Raw genomic sequence first — 18132 nt, 5'->3', positions numbered from 1 at the left:
TCACGCAGCTCACGTACGCGTTACATATCGCTGCCGGGACCCCGGACACTAAGATTTGGGTTACTTAACGGTAGTTAGCATCACTGATGCGTCACGCATCACCTTGGGGAGTGAGAGATCTTGGCGGGTTCTGCCGACTTCGACCTGTACCGCCCGGCCGAGGAGCACGACATGCTCCGCGAGTCGGTCCGCTCGCTCGCCGAGGCGAAGATCCTGCCGTTCGCGGCGGCGGTCGACGAGGAGTCCCGCTTCCCGCAGGAGGCCCTCGACGCCCTGGTCGCCAGCGACCTGCACGCCGTCCACGTCCCCGAGACCTACGGCGGCGCCGGCGCGGACGCGCTCGCCACCGTGATCGTGATCGAGGAAGTGGCCCGCGTCTGCGCGTCCTCCTCGCTCATCCCGGCCGTGAACAAGCTCGGCTCGCTCCCGGTGATCCTCTCCGGTTCCGAGGAGCTCAAGGCCAAGTACCTCGGCCCGCTGGCCAAGGGCGACGCGATGTTCTCGTACGCCCTCTCCGAGCCCGACGCGGGCTCCGACGCCGCCGGCATGAAGACCCGCGCCGTGCGCGACGGAGACTTCTGGGTGCTCAACGGCGTGAAGCGCTGGATCACCAACGCGGGCGTCTCCGAGTACTACACGGTCATGGCCGTCACCGACCCGGAGAAGCGCTCCAAGGGCATCAGCGCCTTCGTCGTCGAGAAGGGCGACGAGGGCGTCTCCTTCGGCGCCCCGGAAAAGAAGCTCGGCATCAAGGGCTCCCCGACGCGCGAGGTCTACCTCGACAACGTGCGCATCCCCGCCGACCGCATGATCGGCGCCGAGGGCACCGGATTCGCCACCGCGATGAAGACCCTCGACCACACCCGCATCACGATCGCCGCCCAGGCGCTCGGCATCGCACAGGGCGCCCTGGACTACGCCAAGGGCTACGTCCAGGAGCGCAAGCAGTTCGGCAAGCCGATCGGCGACTTCCAGGGCGTGCAGTTCATGCTCGCGGACATGGCGATGAAGATCGAGGCCGCCCGCCAGCTGACGTACTCGGCGGCCGCCCGCTCGGAGCGCGTCTCCGGCGGAGGCCCCCACGAGGACCTGACGTTCTTCGGCGCCGCGGCCAAGTGCTTCGCCTCCGACGTGGCCATGGAGGTCACGACCGACGCCGTCCAGCTCCTCGGCGGCTACGGCTACACCCGTGACTACCCGGTGGAGCGCATGATGCGCGACGCCAAGATCACGCAGATTTATGAAGGCACGAACCAGGTCCAGCGCATCGTCATGGCCCGCAACCTGCCGTAACGGCCCACGAGGCATCCCACGACGGCCCCGGCGCAGCTCGCGCCGGGGCCGTCGTGGCGCCCGCACCGGCTCGCTGACGATCCTGACCCGACGGATGGACAGGCCGCGTGCAACCGCCGCAGCGATCTGATCGTGGAACGGTCGCCACCACGACGACCTGTCGTCCCAGTCGATCCTTTCGCCTCCTCGCCACGCCGCGAACCGCTCGTTGTCGCCGTAGTCGTCGCGCATTTCCAGGTGGACCGCCGAGCCGTCCGCGTCCCGGACGCACTCAGTGAAGCTCGGCTGCCGAGCGTTCTGCGGCATCGCACGCCTTCCTGATCTGGGCCACCATCCGAGCCGGAATCCGAATGACGGCCTCGGTGTCGGGGATCGGGCCGACCTCCGGACACTCCTTCTCTGTCTCGTCGTCCGCCCTCCACCCTTGAAAGGCGAGATCCGCGTTCTCTCGATCCACCCAGACGGTCGGACAGTGATCTTCGTCTGTGTCGGGGTCCTTGCCGAAGAACATCAGAGACACGGCCACCCTCTCCCGCGTCGAGCATGGGGCGACCTGTGTTGCACGACCTGGCGGCCGGCAACCGAGGTCGTCAAGAGGGTCGGTGCGGGCCTGCCCCGTAGGCAGGCCCACGGGTGGCGACCTGACCGGTGGGTAGCCCCCGCCACCTGCCCTGGGCGCGACATTGAGCCGGAGGCGGCCCCACCTGCCGTCTCCGGCCTTCGGCAGGCCCCCGATGGGCTAAATTTGTGCCCTCGTACGCCCGAATCGGTTGGGGAGACACAATGACGGAAGCGATCCTGCTTGTTGGCGGGCAGGGGACGCGTCTGCGCCCCGTGACGGTGAATACCCCCAAACCGATGGTGCCGGCCGCGGGTGTCCCGTTCCTCGCCCACCAGATAGCCAGGGCCGCGGCCGCCGGTGTCACCCACATCGTGATGGCCACCTGCTACCTCGCCGAGGTCTTCGAGCCCTATTTCGGCGACGGATCGGACTTCGGCGTCAGCCTCGAATACGTCGTCGAGGACGAGCCCCTGGGCACCGGCGGCGCCATTCGCAACGCCGCCCGCCGCCTCACCGGCGGCCCGGACACGTCCGTCCTCGTCTTCAACGGCGACATTCTGACGGGCCTGGACATCGCCGGCCTCGTCGACGCGCACCGCGAGGCCGACGCCGACGTCACCCTGCACCTCGTGCGGGTCGAGGACCCCCGCGCCTTCGGCCTGGTGCCCACCGACCCCGACGGGCGGGTGCTGGCCTTCACCGAGAAGCCGGAAACCCCCGAAGAGATCGTCACCGACCAGATCAACGCCGGCTGCTACGTCTTCCGTCGCAGTGTCATCGACACCATTCCGGACGACCGCGCCGTGTCCGTCGAGCGCGAGACGTTCCCCGGCCTGCTCACCTCCGGGGCGAAGCTCCACGGCGTCACCGAGGACACGTACTGGCTGGACCTCGGCAAGCCCGAGTCCTTCGTACAGGCCTCCGCCGACCTCGTCCGCGGCATCGTCTCCTCCCCGGCCGTTCCCGGTCCCCGCGGCGAGTCCCTCGTCCTGCCGGGTGCCCAGGTGGCCGACGGGGCCAAGCTGTCGGGCGGTACGGTCGTCGGGGCCGGAGCCCGTGTCGCGTCGGGCGCGATCGTCCACGGCTCCATCCTGATGGACGGCGCGGTCATCGGTTCGGACACCCACGTGAGTGCCAGCCTGATCGGCGCCGGAGCCTCGGTCGGTACGCGCACGGTGCTGGACGGCGCGGTCGTCGGAGACGGCGCGGTCGTCGGGGCCGACAACGAACTCCGTGCGGGGGCGCGGGTGTGGTGCGAGGCCGAACTGCCCTCCGCCTCCGTGCGCTTCTCCTCCGACCGCTGACCGCTGACCGCTGACCGCTGACCGCTGACGGCTGACCGACGCCGGCGAGGCGCCCACCCCGGCGCGACCACCTCAGGGAGTCAACCCGGTGCGCCCACCCCAGCGCGCCCACCCCAGGGCTCCACCCCCGTAACGCAACCCCAGTGAGGCGACCCCGGTGACGGCCGAGCAGCAGACTTCCCGCGCGGCAGACGCGGACGACGCCGCGGCCACGCGGCTCCCCGACGCGTGGGCGCGGACCCCGCTCACCGTGGTGATGCCCACCTACAACGAGGCGGGCAACCTGCCCGGCATGGTCGAGCTGTTGATGGGTCTCGACCAGCCGGGCCTGCGCCTGCTGGTCGTCGACGACTCGTCGCCCGACGGCACGGGCAGGATCGCCGACGAGCTGACGGAGGGCTTCCTCACCGAGGACGGCAAGCCCCGCATGTCGGTCCTGCACCGCACCGCGAAGGACGGCCTCGGCCGCGCCTACGCCGCCGGCATGACCCGGGCCGTCGAGGAGGGCGCCGCGTACGTGCTCCAGATGGACGCCGACGGCTCGCACCCGGCCGCCAAGATCGCCGAGTTGCTGGGCGTGGCCCGTTCCACCGGCGCCGGACTGGTCGTCGGCAGCCGGTACGTCCCCGGCGGCAGCCTCTCCGACGCCTGGGGCGCGCACCGCAAGCTGCTGTCCCGCTGGGCCAACGCGTACGCGAGCACCATCCTGGGCACCCGTGTCCGCGACATCACGGGCGGCTTCAACCTGTGGAGCGCCGACGCGCTGAAGGCGATCGACCTCGCGTCGATCGGCAGCGCCGGCTACAGCTTCCAGGTCGAGATGAAGTACCTCGCCCTGCGTCGCGGGTTCCAGGTGGTGGAGGTGCCGATCCACTTCGAGGACCGCACCATCGGCGAGTCCAAGATGAACCTCGCCGTCCAACTGGAATCCATCGCCATGCCGTGGGTGCTCCGCGCCCGTTCCGGCGAGTAGCCGGCGGCGAGCGCGGGCGCCGGGGGCGGCGGCCCGGGAGCCGTCACGGCCCGCCCCCGCCCTCGGTCACGCCACTAGCGGGACTGGACGGTGACCTTCTCGTCCTTCTGGATCTGCTGGACGAGCTGCTTCACCTTGGCCTTGTCCCAGACCAGGTTGCCGCCGCGCTGTCCGGAGATCGGCATGTTCATCGACACGCCCTCGCCGCCGCTGACGCCCTTCATCGCGAAGAACATCTGGCCCATGTCCCACAGGGACATGTCCTTGTCCACGATGAGCGTGTCCAGGCCGGCGCCCATCACCGGGTACAGCTCGAAGGGGTTGAGGACCGTGCTCGGAGTGGCGGCCTGGCTCGCGAGCGAGGACAGGAACTTCTGCTGGTTCTTCGTCCGCTGGAGGTCCGACTCGGCGAACGCGTACCGGGTGCGGACGAAGGCCAGGGACTGCTCGCCGTTGAGGGTCTGCTTGCCCGCCTTGAAGTCGGCCCCGGACTTCTCGTCCTTGAAGCCCTTCTCGATGTCGAGTTCCACGCCGCCCAGCGCGTCGACGATGTTCGCGAAGCCGGCGAAGCCGATCTCCGCGTAGTGGTCGATGCGCAGACCGGTGTTGTACTCCACCGTCCGCACGAGCAGTTCCGGTCCGTCCTCGGCGTAGGCGGCGTTGAGCTTGACCCGCCGGCCCTGCCCCTTGAACGTCTTGCCGGACTGGGAGCCGACGAAGGAGGGGATCTCCACGTCCGAGTCGCGCGGCAGGGAGACCATCGTGTTCCCGCTGGAGCACTTCGCGAGGATCATCATGGAGTCCGTGCGCTTGCCCTCGGCGGAGCCCGTGTGGAGTTTCTTCTTCTCCTCGGCGGACATGCCCTCGCGGCTGTCGGACCCGACGATGAGGTACGTCGTGCAGTCGCCCTCCTCGGGCCGCTCGATGACCTTGGACAGGTCGACCTCGCGGCGCACCTTGGAGTCGGCCCAGAAGTAGGTGCCGATGCCGGTCACCAGCAGCGCGGAGACCAGCACGATCGCGCCGATCTTGATCTGTCGGGCGCGGTTCGGCGCCGGGCCGGGGGAGCGGCCCGGGCGGCCGGGGCCGGCCGGGGGTCGGCCGTCGCCGCCGCCGGGGGCGCCCCCGGGTGCGCCGTAGACCTGGCCGGTGTTGTAGCCGCTGTCGTAGCCGTACCCGTCCGGGTTCTGTGCCTGCGGGGGCACCCCGTACGCGGGGGACTGCGCCGGCGGCGGGGGCGTGCCGGGGCGCCGCGAGGGCGGCGGCACCTGGGGCCGAGCGGGCTGCTGCCGCTGGACGTGCCGCATCCGCTGGGGACCTTCCGGTTGCGCCTGAGCGCTGCCGCGTCCGTACCCGTCGTCCCGGCGACCGCGGTCGTCGCGGTCTCCGGTCCACCCTTCTGGCCAGTCATTCATGCGCACAAGAATGCACGCCCCGGCGTGTCGCCCGACAGCCCGGGGCGCACTTCGTTCCGGTGCTGTTGCAGAGCTGATGCTTCCGATACCGCTTTAAGGTGTCCATATGACAGACACAGCGGGCGATACGGCCAGCGCTCCTGAGGGAAAGCCCACATCGGCCTCCCGGACGACCCTCAGCCACATCATGACCGCGAACGACACTAACCTGCTCGGCACGGTGCACGGCGGCGTGATCATGAAACTGGTCGACGACGCCGCCGGCGCGGTGGCCGGCCGGCACTCGGGCGGTCCCGCCGTGACCGCCTCCATGGACGAGATGGCCTTCCTCGCGCCGGTCCGTGTGGGGGACCTGGTCCACGTACGGGCCCAGTGCAACTGGACCGGCCGCTCCTCCATGGAGATCGGCGTACGGGTCCTCGCGGAGCGGTGGAACGAGTCCACGCCCGCCACCCAGGTCGGCAGCGCCTACCTGGTCTTCGCGGCCGTCGACGCCGAGGGCAAGCCCCGCACCGTCCCGCCGGTCCTCCCGGAGACGGAACAGGACGAGCGCCGCTACCAGGAGGCGCAGATCCGGCGCACCCACCGGCTGGCCCGGCGGCAGGCCATCACGGAGCTGCGCGCGCGCCGCTCCGCCGAGGGTCTCGACGAGTGACGTCCGCCACCGCCCGGGCGCACTCCCGGGCGTGACCCGAGCCGGGCGGCCAAGGCGGCCCGACCTCGGGCACCGGTGCTACTGCCCGGGCTTCGCGCACACCACCTGGTCGCCGGTGACCACTGCCGTCGCCCCGCCCTGGTACGGGTCCTGCGCCCGGACCGGCACCACCTTCCTGTAGTCCGCGCCCGCGATCACCAGCACCGTCCGCCCCTGTCCGGCGACCGCCCGCAGCTCGCTCCCGGGCAGTGCGGCCGACACGGTGCGGGCCGAGCGGTCCCAGCGGGGGTCGTACGACACGACCGTGCGCTTGACCTCCCGGCTGGCGCCGTTGCCGGGGGTCCGGGTGGTGTCGAAGCCGGTGGCCCGCAGACCCTCGTCGACCCGCCCGCCGAGCCCGTCGATCCGGGTGCCGTTCTCCACCTGGACCCGGATCTGCGCCGGAGGCACGTCCACCGCCACCGCCGCCTGCCGGGCGGGGCGACCGGGGCGGACGGGCTGGAGCGGCTGGTCCCGGCGCACCGAGTCGAAGAGCTTCGCCGCCTTGGCCCGGTCCCACTTCACGGTCGAGCCGATGCCCTTGACGCTGTACGAGGGGTCGCCGATCGGCACCGACGCGAACTCCGAGGACGAGGGCGTGAAGTCGCGCATCGCCTGTCCGAGGGCCAGCATCTGTTCCGAGCCGAAGCCCTCGTCGGCCCGGACCGAGCCCAGCAGGGTCGAGCTGACCTCCTTGAACTTCACCGGGTTCAGCAGCACCCCGCCGCCGGTGGCCTGCTTGATCAGCGCGGCCACGAACCGCTGCTGGCGCTGCATCCGGCCCAGGTCGGAGGCTCCGTCCACATGGCGCGAGCGCACGTACTGCAGGGCCTGCCCGCCGGTCAGCCGGTGCGTGCCGGGCAGCAGGTCCAGGCCGGTGTTGGCGTCGCGCATCGTCTTGGCCGTGCAGATGTCCACGCCGCCCACGGCGTCGACGGTCCTCATGAAGCTGGTGAAGTCGACCTCCAGGTAGTGGTCGATCTTCACGCGGGTCATGTTCTCGACGGTGCGGACGGTCAGGTTGGGGCCGCCCTCCGCGTAGGCCGCGTTGAGCTTCACCCCGTGCGCCTTGTGGTCCTTGCCGGTGGTCAGGTCGCGGTGGGCGGGGACCTCGGCGTAGCTGTCCCGGGGGAGGCTGATCACGCTGGCGCGTTCCCGGTCGGCGGACAGGTGCACCAGCATGATCGTGTCGGTGCAGTGGCAGGGGGCGCCGCCGAGGCGGTACTCCCGCTTCTCCTGCGGGGTGATCTTCTCGCGGCCGTCCGTGCCGACCAGCAGGAAGTTCACCCCGTGCCCGGCCTGGGGGCGGTTCTTCATGTCCTTGAACGGGTCGACCCGTTCGATCCCGGTGTCCAGGCCCGTCATCACGGCGTGCCCGACCGCCCCGGAGCCGAGCACCACGATCGACACCCCGGCCGCGAGCCGCACGCCCCACCGGGGCCCGTCCCCCCGCCGGCGCGCCGGACCACCGCCACCGCGACGCGACGTGCGCTGCGACTGCCGTGGCCTGGCGGGACGGGTGGGACGGTGCGGCTGGGGCACGGGGGACACCTCCGCGGGGGACGACCGGGACGACCGGAACGGCTGGGGCTTCTGTGGCGAAAAGTCCGGTAGGTGGAGAGAGCGGACGATTTGGCAGATCGTCAGAACAGTAGGCCCATACGATCAGCATCTGTCCGTACCGCTCGTCCGCCGCGCACCCGGTTCCCCCGTACGCGGTAACGTGACACCGATACCCGACCGTGAAGGACCACATGCCCGCCCAGCAGCCCGCAGTCTCGGTGATCATGCCGGTGCTCAACGAGGAGCGCCATCTGCGCGACTCCGTCCGCCACATCCTCGGACAGGAGTACGCAGGCGAGATGGAGGTGGTGATCGCGCTCGGGCCGTCCACGGACCGCACCGACGAGATCGCCGCCGAGCTCGTACGCGAGACCGCCTCCCATCCCCGAGCGCGCGTACACACCGTCCCGAACCCCACCGGCCGCACCCCCGCCGCCCTCAACGCCGCCATCAAGGCCTCGCGCCACCCCATCGTGGTGCGCGTCGACGGCCACGGCATGCTCTCCCCGAACTACATCGCCACCGCGGTCCGCCTCCTGGAGGAGACCGGCGCGCAGAACGTCGGCGGCATCATGCACGCCGAGGGCGAGAACGCCTGGGAGGACGCCGTCGCCGCCGCGATGACCTCGAAGATCGGCGTCGGGAACGCAGCCTTCCACACGGGCGGCGAGGCCGGCCCGGCCGAGACCGTCTACCTGGGCGTCTTCCGCCGCGAGGCCCTGGAACAGCAGGGCGGCTACAACGAGGAGTTCATTCGCGCCCAGGACTGGGAGCTGAACTTCCGCATCCGCGAGGCCGGCGGGCTCATCTGGTTCTCGCCCGAGCTGAAAGTCCAGTACCGCCCGAGGCCCTCCGTGCGGGCCCTCGCCAAGCAGTACAAGGACTACGGGCGCTGGCGCCACGTCGTGGCCCGCTACCACTCGGGCTCCATCAACCTGCGCTACCTCGCCCCGCCGACCGCCGTCTGCGCGATCGCGGCCGGCGTGGTCGCCGGCGTGGCCGTCACCCCCTGGGCCCTCGTGGTCCCGGCGGGCTACCTCGCCGCCATCGCCGCGGGCTCCGTGCCGGCGGGCAAGGGACTCTCGCTCAAGGCCCGGGCACAGATCCCCGTCGCCCTCGCCACCATGCACATGTGCTGGGGCTTCGGCTTCCTGACCAGCCCGCGGGCGCTCGCGAACAAGGTCATCGCGAGCCGCCGCCCGTCGGTGCGCCGGGACACCACGGAAGTCTGAGCCGAACCGGCCTCCGGAACCCGAAAGGGGTGACCCGGTCCCTCGCGGACCGGGTCACCCCTTTTCCGTGCCGCCCCGCTCGCGCGGGGCGGCACGGCTCACCAGCGGTAGGGCTTGTACACGTCCATGCAGGCGTCGCTGTCCGAGCCGTTGATCGCCTCGGCCGATTCCGGGACCGCCCCGGCCTCCGGCGGCGCCTGCCGCGGGTACGCGGCGCCCTCGCGCCAGTCGGCGCCCACGATCACGGTGATCCGCGACACCTCGGCCGACAGCTGTACCTGCGTGTTCGGGACACCCAGCGCGGCCGCGACGGCCTGCGCCTCGTCCGCCAGGTCCGCACTCGGGTGGCGGATCACGGTGGCCTTCTCCGGGGTGAGCCCGGACGCCGCCTTGGCGGCGGTGTAGCCCTTGCCCACGAGCGCCTGCGCGACGGCGCCGGCCCGCCCGTTGACCAGCGGCATGCCGGCGCCCGTGCCGTTGACCACGGACACGTTGACCTTGTCGGGCGCGGTCACCGGAGCCTTCGAGGGCTCCTGGCCCGGCGACGCCGGCGGCGAAGCCGGTTGCCCCGACGCGGGGGCGGAGGGCTGCGCGCCCTCGGGGGCCTGCGGGGCGCCGTTCTTGTCGAAGGGCACGTCCTTGCGGACCATCGTCCACAGCTTGTCGGCGTCCGTCGGGTTCACGACCAGCCGGTCGACGTCCAGCGGGTCCTGCAGCGTGGGCATCGTGGTCATCGTGATGCGGTTGGTCGGGACGTTCTTGAGCTGCATCGCCAGGGAGTACAGCTTCTTGACCGAGCCGATCTCCTCGGAGACCTCCAGCGCCTTGGTCGCCGCCTCGGCCAGCGACGTGATCCGACCGACGTCGGTGAACGCGTTCTGCCCCTTCAGCTCGCGCATCATCGAGTTCATGTACATGTGCTGGGCCTGCGCCCGGCCGAGGTCGCTGCTGAAGGCGTGCCGGGTGCGCAGCCACTGGAGCGCCTGCTCGCCCTTGACCTTGGTCTTGCCGGCCTTGAGCTTGAGGCCCGAGCCGCCCTCGGCGGTGGGCAGGGGCCGGTCCCAGACGTTGTCCTTCACACAGACCTCGACGCCGCCTATCGCGTCGGCCATCTGCACCACACCGGAGAAGTCGATCGTCATCCAGTGGTCGATGTAGATGTTGGTCAGCTTCTCCCAGGTGGCGAGGGTGCAGCCGGGACCCCCGCGCCCGAGGGTCTCGTTGATCATCGCCTTGGTCTTCTTGAACTTCTCGCCGGTCTTCGGGTCCGTGCACTCGGGTATGTCCACCCGGGTGTCGCGCGGGACACTGACCACCGAGGCGTTCTGCCGGTCGGCGGACACGTGCAGGAGCATCTGCACGTCGGCCAGCGGGGGAGCGCCGACGCTTTTGCGGTGGCCGCCGAGTTCGAGGTTCTCGGGCTTGTTCCGGCTGTCGGAGCCGAGGAGCAGGATGTTCAGCGGGCGTTGTCCGTCGGCGTTGGCCTCGGATCTCTCGACGCCGCTCTCGCCGCTCAGCCGCTGGCCGCTGCGGATGTTGCCGTCGAGGTGGCGGTAGTACAGGTAGCCGGCCGCGGAGACCGCGAGGATCAGGAACGCCAGGACCGCGGCCACCCAGAACAGCACGCGCCGTCTGCGCCGTCGAACAGGGGTCGCCCGATGGCCCGGACCTTTGGAACCATCCGATCCGGAGCGGGGCGGAGGCACGCTGCCGCCCGAGGCCCCCGCACCGTCGGGTATGCCACCGACGGCCTGGTCGGGCGCCCCCTCCCCACGCACGCTGCTGTGCCCCACGTGTACCCCCCTAAAGATCACTGCTGGTCGGTGTGCTGCCGGTCCCCACCGCCGGCCCCGCCCGTCGTGGGGCGGCGCCGGCGATGGTGTGTCGGTGCTGCGGTGTGTCGACGACCGGCCGTCGTCGACGGCCGGTCGTCGGAGCGTGCGCGTGCCCTACTTGGCGCAGACGGCCTTGTCCGCCTCCACCCGCTGGAGACCCTCGGGTGCCTTCTGGGGCGCCGCCGCGGTCAACGGGGTCCCCGCTTCCTTGAAGTCCGAACCGAGCGTGAGCTTCATCGGCGTCCGGTCCCCGGCGTCCGCCGTGCCCACCTTCAGCGCCGAGGCCGGCAACCCCATCATGTCCGCCAACGCCCTTGCCTGGTCGGCCTGGTCGGGGGCGTACTCCAGTTGGGTCGTGGCCACCTTCGCCGGGGCGTTGCCCCGGTTGGCGGCCTTGTTCACGCCCTTGCTGTTCTGCAGCCAGTTCAGCGTGGTCTGGGCCGAACCGGAGGGGCCACCGCCGTTGAAGACGTCCACCCGGACGTCCCCGGCGGGCGAGCGGGTGCCCTGGAGCTGGGCGTCCTGCTTGGTCTTGGCCTCCTTGTCGGCCGCGGCCTTCGCCGCCTTGACGTCCGTGAGGGAGACGTCGCCCCGGATCATCTCCAACAGCGGTTTGGCCAGCGTGTTGTTGAGGACGACCGTCGCCTTGCGGTTCGCCGGCTCGGCCGGGTTGTCGAGCACCGGCAAGGTGGTGAAGGTGATGTTCTGCAGTTCGATGTCCTTCAACTCGCCTGCCAGCGAGGTGAGTTGCTTGATGCCGCCGATGCCCTGGTCCACGCTCAGCGACTTGGTGGCCGCCTCCGCGAGGGAGAAGAACTTCTTCGGGCTGGTCAGCGTCTCCTTGGACTTCATCTCGCGCATCATCGAGCCGAGGAACTGCTGCTGCGTCTGGATCCGGTCCAGGTCGCTCTCGTTGCCGAAGGCGTGCCGGGTCCGTACGAAGGCCAGCGCCTGCTCGCCCTGCAACCGGTGTTCGCCGGCCTTGAGGTTGAGCTTGGAGTCCTTGTCGTTGACGTCCTTCTCCACGCACACCGGAACACCGCCGACGGCCGTGCTCAGGTTCTTCACCGCGTTGAAGTCGACCATCATGAAGTGGTCGACCGGGATGCCGGTCAGGTTCTTGACCGTGCTCATCGTGCAACCCGGGTCCCGGCCCGACTGCCCCAGGCTCGTGTTGAACCGGGTGCCCTTCTCGGCGGGCACCTGCTTGACCGAACCGTCCGGCTGCTGCGAACTGCACGCCGGGATGTCGGTGATCAGGTCGCGCGGGATGGACAACGCCGTCGCGTTGGAACGGTCCTTCGAGACGTGGAAGAGGATCGTGGTGTCGGCGTGCCCGACACTGCCCGAGTCCCCGTAGCCCTCGTTGCCCGCGCCGCTGCGCTTGTCGGTGCCGATGACCAGGATGTTGATCGCGCGGCCCTTGCTGAAGGTGCCCGAACTCGCGCCGGGGGTGTTGATGACGTTGATGTTGCCGTTCAGGTGCTGGTAGTAGAGGTACCCCGCCAGCGAGCCGCCGAGCAGCAGGAACGCCAGCGTGCCGCCGGTGATCGCGAGCCGCTTCTTGCGCTTGCTCGGGCCCCTGCCGCCGGCCTTGCGGGAGCGCCCGCCGCGTCGACCGCCGGCCGGCCCGTCGCCGCGGCGCGGCTTCGGGACTCCCGGTGTCGCGGGGGTGCCGGTTCCCGGGGGAGCGGGGCGGGTGGTACGGGATCTGCGGGGGGCGGCGACGGACGGCTTCTGTTGCTGCGCAACGGAATCGCCCAGTCGCAGTTCGTAGTTGCCGGTGCGAGGGTTGAGAACCCACTGGTCTGCGGGGTCGATCTCGTCTGCCCGCCCACGGCTTTGCGCATCCACGGTTGCTCGAATCCTCCGTCGGTGCCTCGCGATGCGCCTCCCCCAAGGCGCACGGTCAACGTCCGGCTGCTGGTGCAAGGCCTCTTTGCTGGCCGGTGCACCGGATCGCTCACCCTATCCGGCCAGGTCAACTGCAAACCATGCTGGTGACAAATTCCACTCCCCCCATAACGCCCCAAAGCGCCCAACCGGCCAGGTTCGGCACCGGCCTTTTGGATTGCTTTACCGGCAGTCGGCCGCGTCCGCGGTGGTTCCCGTGAAGGTGGGGACGGGTGCGGGGCCCGTGCCGGTTGCGCTGGGACTGGGTTCGGGAGACGCCGTTCGGGCGTGCGAGGTCCGCTCGTTGCGCTCCCGCTCCTCCATCGGCGGCGGGGGAGTCACCTTCAAGGGCTTGTCCGCGCGCAGTTGTCCGAACAGCCGGCCGGCCTCGGGCTGTACCAGTTCGTCACGGTTCGGGTTGGAAGGGTACGGTCGGCGCGGAACCGTGAGGAACGTTATGTATTCGGTCGGTATGTTCCTTACGCCCCGGACGAGTTCGTACAGTCCCCGCAGCGAGGCGAGCCCCTGGTCCGTGGTCACCGAGGAGGTCGCCGCGTCCAGCAGCGGGTAGAGCCGCGTCGGGTTCAGCAGCACCCCGTTGCTCTGCACCTTGTTCACGAGCGAACCGAGGAACTGCTGCTGCCGCTCCATCCGGTCGGTGTCGCTGCCGTTGCCCAGGCTGTGGCGGGCCCGCACGAAACCGAGGGCCTGCTCCCCCCGGAGCAGGTTCCGGCCGGCCGGCAGCCTCAGCTTGGCCTCCGTGTCGTTCACCGGGCGCCCGAGGCAGACCTCCACCCCGCCGACGGCGTCCACCATCCGCTTGAAGCCGACGAAGTCCACCACCATGTGGTGGTCGATCCGGATCCCGGTGAGCTTCTCGACCGTACGGATCGTGCAGGCGGCCCCGCCCCACTCGAAGGCCCAGTTGAACTGCGCGAGCTGTTCGCGGGTGCGCTGCCCGTCCGCCTTGAGGCAACTGGGCACCTCGGTCATCAGGTCCCGGGGGATCGAGACCGCCGCCGCGCTCTTCCGGTCGGCCGGCAGGTGCAGCAGGATCACGGTGTCCGAGCGCTGGGTGCCGCGGTCCGGCCCGTACTTCGCGTTCCCCTTGCCGGAACGCGAGTCCGAGCCGATCAGCAGGATGTTCTGGGAGCCGTTCGCGAGGTGCGTCGGGCGCTCCCGCTCGTACCGCTCCAGCTCGGCGGCGGCGGAGGTGTCCTCGGTGATGTTCCCGTCGAGCTTGTGATAGAGCCACCAGCCGCCACCGGCCCCCGCCAGCACCAACACGGCCACGCCCAGTCCGGTCAGGCGCAGCAGTCGGCGCCTGCGGCCGTGCGGGGGCTTCCGGGGCCCCCCGGCCGCGTCGCCGCCCGGTATGCCTGCGCTGTCCGTCACTGGCGTTCCGTCCCCTCGCCGTACCGGGAGGCCGCACGGGTGGATGGGCCTGTGCCGATCCTGCCCCCGAGACGCCGAGGCGGCCCGGGGGCGACCCCTTGTACTGGGCCGTGTGGGTGACAAATCGCCCGATGTGGTCACGACGCGGCGCAGGTGAGGGGGGACTCAGACGGTGTGGGTGACCCGCTCGCTCTCCACCCGCTGCGCCTGCCCGTCCGGCGAGAGCCGGTCCAGGTTCCGGCACAGCACCACGGACCCGCCGGCGGCCAGCGGCGCGAAGAGACCGGCCGACAACCCCTCCCAGGTGTCGTACCCCAGCCCGGACAGCACCCGGGAACCCTCGCCGAGGCCGAGCTTGACCGCGTCCTCGCGGGCGCGCGCGACCAGGTCCGCGTACGAGAGCTCCTCGCCGCCCACCACGAGCCCCGGACCGTCGGCGTCCACGGGCTGGAACGGGGCGAACCGGTCACCCTGCCCCGGAACCTCCACCGCGTAGTCCGCGAACCCGGCGGGCGGCTGCGGGAACCTGCCGCCCAGCGGACGCAGGGCGAGCGCGACCCGCTCGCCCCCGCACGCGGAGGCCTCCTCCAGCGTGTCGGGACCGGTCACGACGAGGTCCGCGGCGGCCGGATCCCCGCCCACCTCCGCGACCACCCCGACGGAGGCGCAGGCGAGCAACCACACGGCGCCCTGCCAGTGCGCGGGAAGCAGCAGCGCGAGCCGGTCGCCGGGCTCCGCGCCCAGGTCGCCCTGGAGCAGATTGGCGGTCTTGGCCACCCAATTGGCGAAGGTGGCGACGGACAATTCGACGCGCTCGCCCGTGGCGTCGTCGTAGAAGGTGACGAGCGGGCGGCCCGGATCGGCGGCGAGCGCGGATCGCAGCAGGTCGGCAGGGGTGCGGTCAGTGGCGTTCACCCGGCACAGGGTACGCGGCGCCCTCGTCCGTACGGCGGCCCCGGACTCCCCCGTACGGGGGAGAGGTATCAACGTCGTACCGGACGGGGCGTCAGTTCTCCGATGGCGCCCGGCGGTGCGCGCGCCGAGCATCCTTTCATGCGTGCATTCCTTGCTTCCTCGATCGGCGTCGCGACGGCCGCCGCGCTGGCCATGCCGCTCGCGCTCCCCACTCCCGCCCTGGCCACCCCCTCCGCGGTGGCGGTCGCCCCCGTGAACCCCGCGGGGTCCACCCAGTCACTGCGGCTCGTCCCGCTCGGACCGACGGCGGACCGCACCTCCGGCACCCCCGGCATGAGCACCGCGCCGCGCCTTCCCGAGGCGCGGGGCCTGACCGCTCGGGAGGTCAAGACGTTCTCGCTGGTCGGCGTCGTCTGGGACGACGCGAGCACCCAACTCCTCGGCCGGGTCCAGGTCCGCACCCGCTCCGTGAAGACGTCCACCTGGTCCGACTGGCAGGACGTCGAGACCCACAACAGCGAACACGCCGCCGACCCCGACACCGTGGAACGCGGATCCGGCCGCGTGCGCGGCAGCACCGCCCCCCTGTGGGTCGGCGAGTCCGACGGCATCGAGGTCCGCGTCCAGGCCGAGACGGGCGCCACCACCACCCGCGCCCCGTCCCGCCTCCCGTCCGGGATGCGGATCGAACTCGTCGACCCGGGCGCGCAGACGCCACCGGTCACCATCGACGGGAAGAACGCCGGCCCGAAGGACGACGACCCGGACGAGGACCCCGAGGGCGACGACAAGGGCGAACTCGTCCTCCTCCCCGGCATGACGATGGAGATGGCCGAGTCCTCCTCCGCCAACGTCCCGCTCGCCCCGATCGGCGCCGACGAGATCACCGAACTCAACAAGGCCGACTCCACCGCGGACGCCGTCCTGGCCGACGAGTCCCTCGCCGCCGCGGGGCGCCCGTACATCGGGCCGCGCCCCCGCATCGTCACCCGAAAGGGCTGGGGTGCGGACGAGGGCCTGCGCGAGAAGGGCTTCGTCTACACCAAGACCGTCAAGGCCGCCTTCGTCCACCACACCGCCTCCGGCAACAACTACGCCTGCAAGGACGCCCCGGCGGTCCTGCGCAGCCTGTACCGCTACCACGTGGTCAGCAGCGGCTGGCGCGACATCGGCTACAACTTCGCCGTCGACAAGTGCGGCACCGTCTACGAGGGCCGGGCGGGCGGCGTCGCCAAGCCGGTGCTCGGGGCCCACACCATGGGCTTCAACACCGACAGCATGGGCATCGCGGTGATCGGCTCGTACACCTCGACGACCCCGCCGGCCGCCTCGGTCAACGCGGTCGCCCGGCTCACGGCCTGGAAGCTGGGCCTCTTCGGGGCGGACCCGCGGGCGAAGGCCACCCTGAAGTCGGGCGGCGGCAACCTGTACGCCAAGGGCCGCAACGTGAAGCTCAACGTCATCTCGGGCCACCGCGACGGCTTCGCCACGGAATGCCCGGGCCGCCTCCTCTACGGCCAACTCCCCCCGGCCCGCACCTCCGCGGCCAAACTCCAGGGCCGCTGACCCACCGGGCCCCGACCCGGGCCTATCCAGCCTCGCCGGGGCCGGTCCACAGCCAATTCCGCCGGCGGTCCGGTCCCCGGGGGCCGGGCCACATCCAACCGCCGCCTGCGGTGGGTGCTCCCCGGACCCGGGCCGAATCCAGCCCCGCCGGCGTTTGAGGCGCGGGGTCCGGGGCGGAGCCCCGAAAGCCCGGCGCAGCCGGGGCCGCTCCGCGCCACGGCGCCGCGCGGCCCCGGCCGACCCAGTCCCGGGGGCCACGGCGCCGCGCGGCCCCGGCGGGCCGACCGTCGCCCCGAGGCCCGGGGCCGGTCCCGGGGCCCACGAACGACCCGGCCCCGCCCCACCCCCCACCCGGCTACGCTCAAAGGCATGGCCGGCCGCTTCGACCCCCTCACCCGCACCGCGATCCGCGGCGGCCGCACCGACGTGCCCGCGGGCCGGGGCCACACGCCGGGGGAGGCGATCGACGCCCGGAGACGGATCTGGGCCCCCGAGGGCCCCGTCGACCTGGGCCTCACCCTCGGCCCCCTCCGGCGCGGCCCCGCCGACCCCACCTTCCGCACCAGCCCCGACGGCTCTGTCTGGAAGACCAGCCGGACCCCCGACGGGCCCGCCACCCTCCGTGTCGCCGGCGCCGACGGCAAGGTCGGCGCCGAGGCCTGGGGGCCGGGCGCCGACTGGGTCCTCGACCGGCTGCCCGAACTCCTCGGCGCGGCCGACGACCCGGCCGCCTTCGTGCCCCGGCACCGGCTCGTGCACGCCAGCCACCGCCGCCGTCCCGGATTGCGCCTGACCCGGACCGGGCTGGTCCTGGAGTCGCTGATCCCGACCGTCCTGGAGCAGAAGGTCACCACCGACGAGGCCTACCGCGCCTGGCGCCGGCTGGTCCGCCGCCACGGCGAACCGGCCCCCGGCCCGCGCCCGGACCTGTACGTGATGCCGACGGCCCGCGTCTGGGCCATGATCCCGTCCTGGGACTGGCACACGGCCGGCGTCGACTCGAAGCGTTCCGCCACCATCGTCCGCGCCGCCCGGGTCGCGAACCGGCTGGAGGAGGCCGTCGCCATGGACCTGGCCGCGGCGACCCGACGGCTGGAGGCCGTACCCGGCATCGGCCCCTGGACCTCCGCCGAGACCCTCCAGCGCAGCAACGGCGCCGCCGACGCGGTCACCACCGGGGACCTCCACCTGCCGGGGATCGTCGGGTACGCCCTCGCCGGGGACCGGGACGCCGACGACGCGGCCATGCTGGAGCTCCTCGCCCCGTACGAGGGCCAGCGCCACCGCGCGGCCCGCCTCATCCTGCTGGCGGGCCGCACCCCGCCCCGCCGCACGCCGAAGATGCCGCGCACGGACATCGGCCGCCTCTGACCCCACACCCCGGCAGGCGCCACACCCCGGTACGCGCCGCACTCCGGCAGGCGCCGCACCCCCGGTACGCGGAAAGGGGCCGCGGGTATGCCCCGCGACCCCTTCCCGGCGCCGGATCCGC

14 protein-coding genes and 1 pseudogene are annotated in these 18132 nt (G+C 71.7%); 7 read left to right on the top strand and 8 right to left on the bottom strand.

Features of this window, described 5'->3' with window-relative positions:
* Positions 1-120 precede the first annotated feature (120 nt).
* Positions 121-1293: an acyl-CoA dehydrogenase family protein gene (locus OTB19_RS01950; protein ID WP_031147482.1), complete on the top strand. Its 1173-nt coding sequence runs from the start codon at positions 121-123 to the stop codon at positions 1291-1293.
* Positions 1294-1416: 123 nt separating this feature from the next.
* On the opposite strand, the pseudogene OTB19_RS43360 reads toward OTB19_RS01950, so the two are convergent.
* Both OTB19_RS43360 and OTB19_RS01945 read right to left on the bottom strand, forming a co-directional pair.
* Positions 1417-1524, bottom strand: a pseudogene (locus OTB19_RS43360) (hypothetical protein); the annotation flags it as partial.
* Positions 1525-1564: 40 nt separating this feature from the next.
* Entirely contained in the window at positions 1565-1804 is a 240-nt protein-coding gene (locus OTB19_RS01945) for a hypothetical protein (protein WP_420716779.1), read from the bottom strand.
* A gap of 272 nt (positions 1805-2076) precedes the next feature.
* Between OTB19_RS01945 and OTB19_RS01940 the strand changes: the two genes are divergently transcribed.
* Positions 2077-3159, top strand: a complete 1083-nt coding sequence (locus OTB19_RS01940) for a nucleotidyltransferase family protein (protein ID WP_267796163.1) — start codon at positions 2077-2079, stop codon at positions 3157-3159.
* 157 nt (positions 3160-3316) lie between these two features.
* A complete protein-coding gene (locus OTB19_RS01935) occupies positions 3317-4132 on the top strand; it encodes a polyprenol monophosphomannose synthase (protein WP_267796162.1) in 816 nt (271 codons plus the stop codon).
* A gap of 74 nt (positions 4133-4206) precedes the next feature.
* On the opposite strand, the gene OTB19_RS01930 is transcribed toward OTB19_RS01935, so the two are convergent.
* Positions 4207-5547, bottom strand: coding sequence for an LCP family protein (locus OTB19_RS01930; protein WP_267796161.1), 1341 nt, complete (start codon positions 5545-5547; stop codon positions 4207-4209).
* Between the two features lie 106 nt (positions 5548-5653).
* Here OTB19_RS01930 and OTB19_RS01925 point away from each other — a divergent pair, with 106 nt between their 5' ends.
* The gene (locus tag OTB19_RS01925) at positions 5654-6202 is read left to right on the top strand and encodes an acyl-CoA thioesterase (RefSeq protein ID WP_267796160.1); all 549 of its coding nucleotides are present in this window, start codon (positions 5654-5656) and stop codon (positions 6200-6202) included.
* A gap of 78 nt (positions 6203-6280) precedes the next feature.
* On the opposite strand, the gene OTB19_RS01920 is transcribed toward OTB19_RS01925, so the two are convergent.
* Positions 6281-7669, bottom strand: coding sequence for an LCP family protein (locus OTB19_RS01920; RefSeq protein WP_267796159.1), 1389 nt, complete (start codon positions 7667-7669; stop codon positions 6281-6283).
* Positions 7670-7995: 326 nt separating this feature from the next.
* On the opposite strand from OTB19_RS01920, the gene OTB19_RS01915 reads away from it, so the two are divergent.
* Positions 7996-9036 carry a glycosyltransferase family 2 protein gene (locus OTB19_RS01915; protein WP_267796158.1) on the top strand — a complete coding sequence of 347 codons (1041 nt, stop codon included), beginning with the start codon at positions 7996-7998 and terminating at the stop codon, positions 9034-9036.
* Positions 9037-9134: 98 nt separating this feature from the next.
* Here the strand turns inward: OTB19_RS01915 and OTB19_RS01910 are convergent, their stop codons facing one another.
* The 4 genes from OTB19_RS01910 to OTB19_RS01895 form a co-directional block, all read right to left on the bottom strand.
* Positions 9135-10829, bottom strand: a complete 1695-nt coding sequence (locus tag OTB19_RS01910; RefSeq protein ID WP_420716775.1) for an LCP family protein — start codon at positions 10827-10829, stop codon at positions 9135-9137.
* A gap of 156 nt (positions 10830-10985) precedes the next feature.
* Positions 10986-12725, bottom strand: coding sequence for an LCP family protein (locus tag OTB19_RS01905; RefSeq protein ID WP_267796156.1), 1740 nt, complete (start codon positions 12723-12725; stop codon positions 10986-10988).
* Positions 12726-12947: 222 nt separating this feature from the next.
* Positions 12948-14159, bottom strand: coding sequence for an LCP family protein (locus tag OTB19_RS01900; protein ID WP_267796155.1), 1212 nt, complete (start codon positions 14157-14159; stop codon positions 12948-12950).
* Positions 14160-14324: 165 nt separating this feature from the next.
* Positions 14325-15074: a TIGR03089 family protein gene (locus OTB19_RS01895; protein ID WP_267796154.1), complete on the bottom strand. Its 750-nt coding sequence runs from the start codon at positions 15072-15074 to the stop codon at positions 14325-14327.
* Between the two features lie 138 nt (positions 15075-15212).
* Between OTB19_RS01895 and OTB19_RS01890 the strand changes: the two genes are divergently transcribed.
* Positions 15213-16640: a peptidoglycan recognition protein gene (locus tag OTB19_RS01890; RefSeq protein ID WP_267796153.1), complete on the top strand. Its 1428-nt coding sequence runs from the start codon at positions 15213-15215 to the stop codon at positions 16638-16640.
* Positions 16641-17009: 369 nt separating this feature from the next.
* Positions 17010-18011, top strand: a complete 1002-nt coding sequence (locus OTB19_RS01885) for a DNA-3-methyladenine glycosylase family protein (RefSeq protein WP_267796152.1) — start codon at positions 17010-17012, stop codon at positions 18009-18011.
* Positions 18012-18132: the final 121 nt, after the last annotated feature.

Source organism: Streptomyces sp. H27-H5, assembly GCF_026627505.1.
GTDB lineage: Bacteria > Actinomycetota > Actinomycetes > Streptomycetales > Streptomycetaceae > Streptomyces.
Note: the sequence above shows the minus strand (reverse complement) of the source record. Positions and strands in the feature narration are given on the sequence as shown.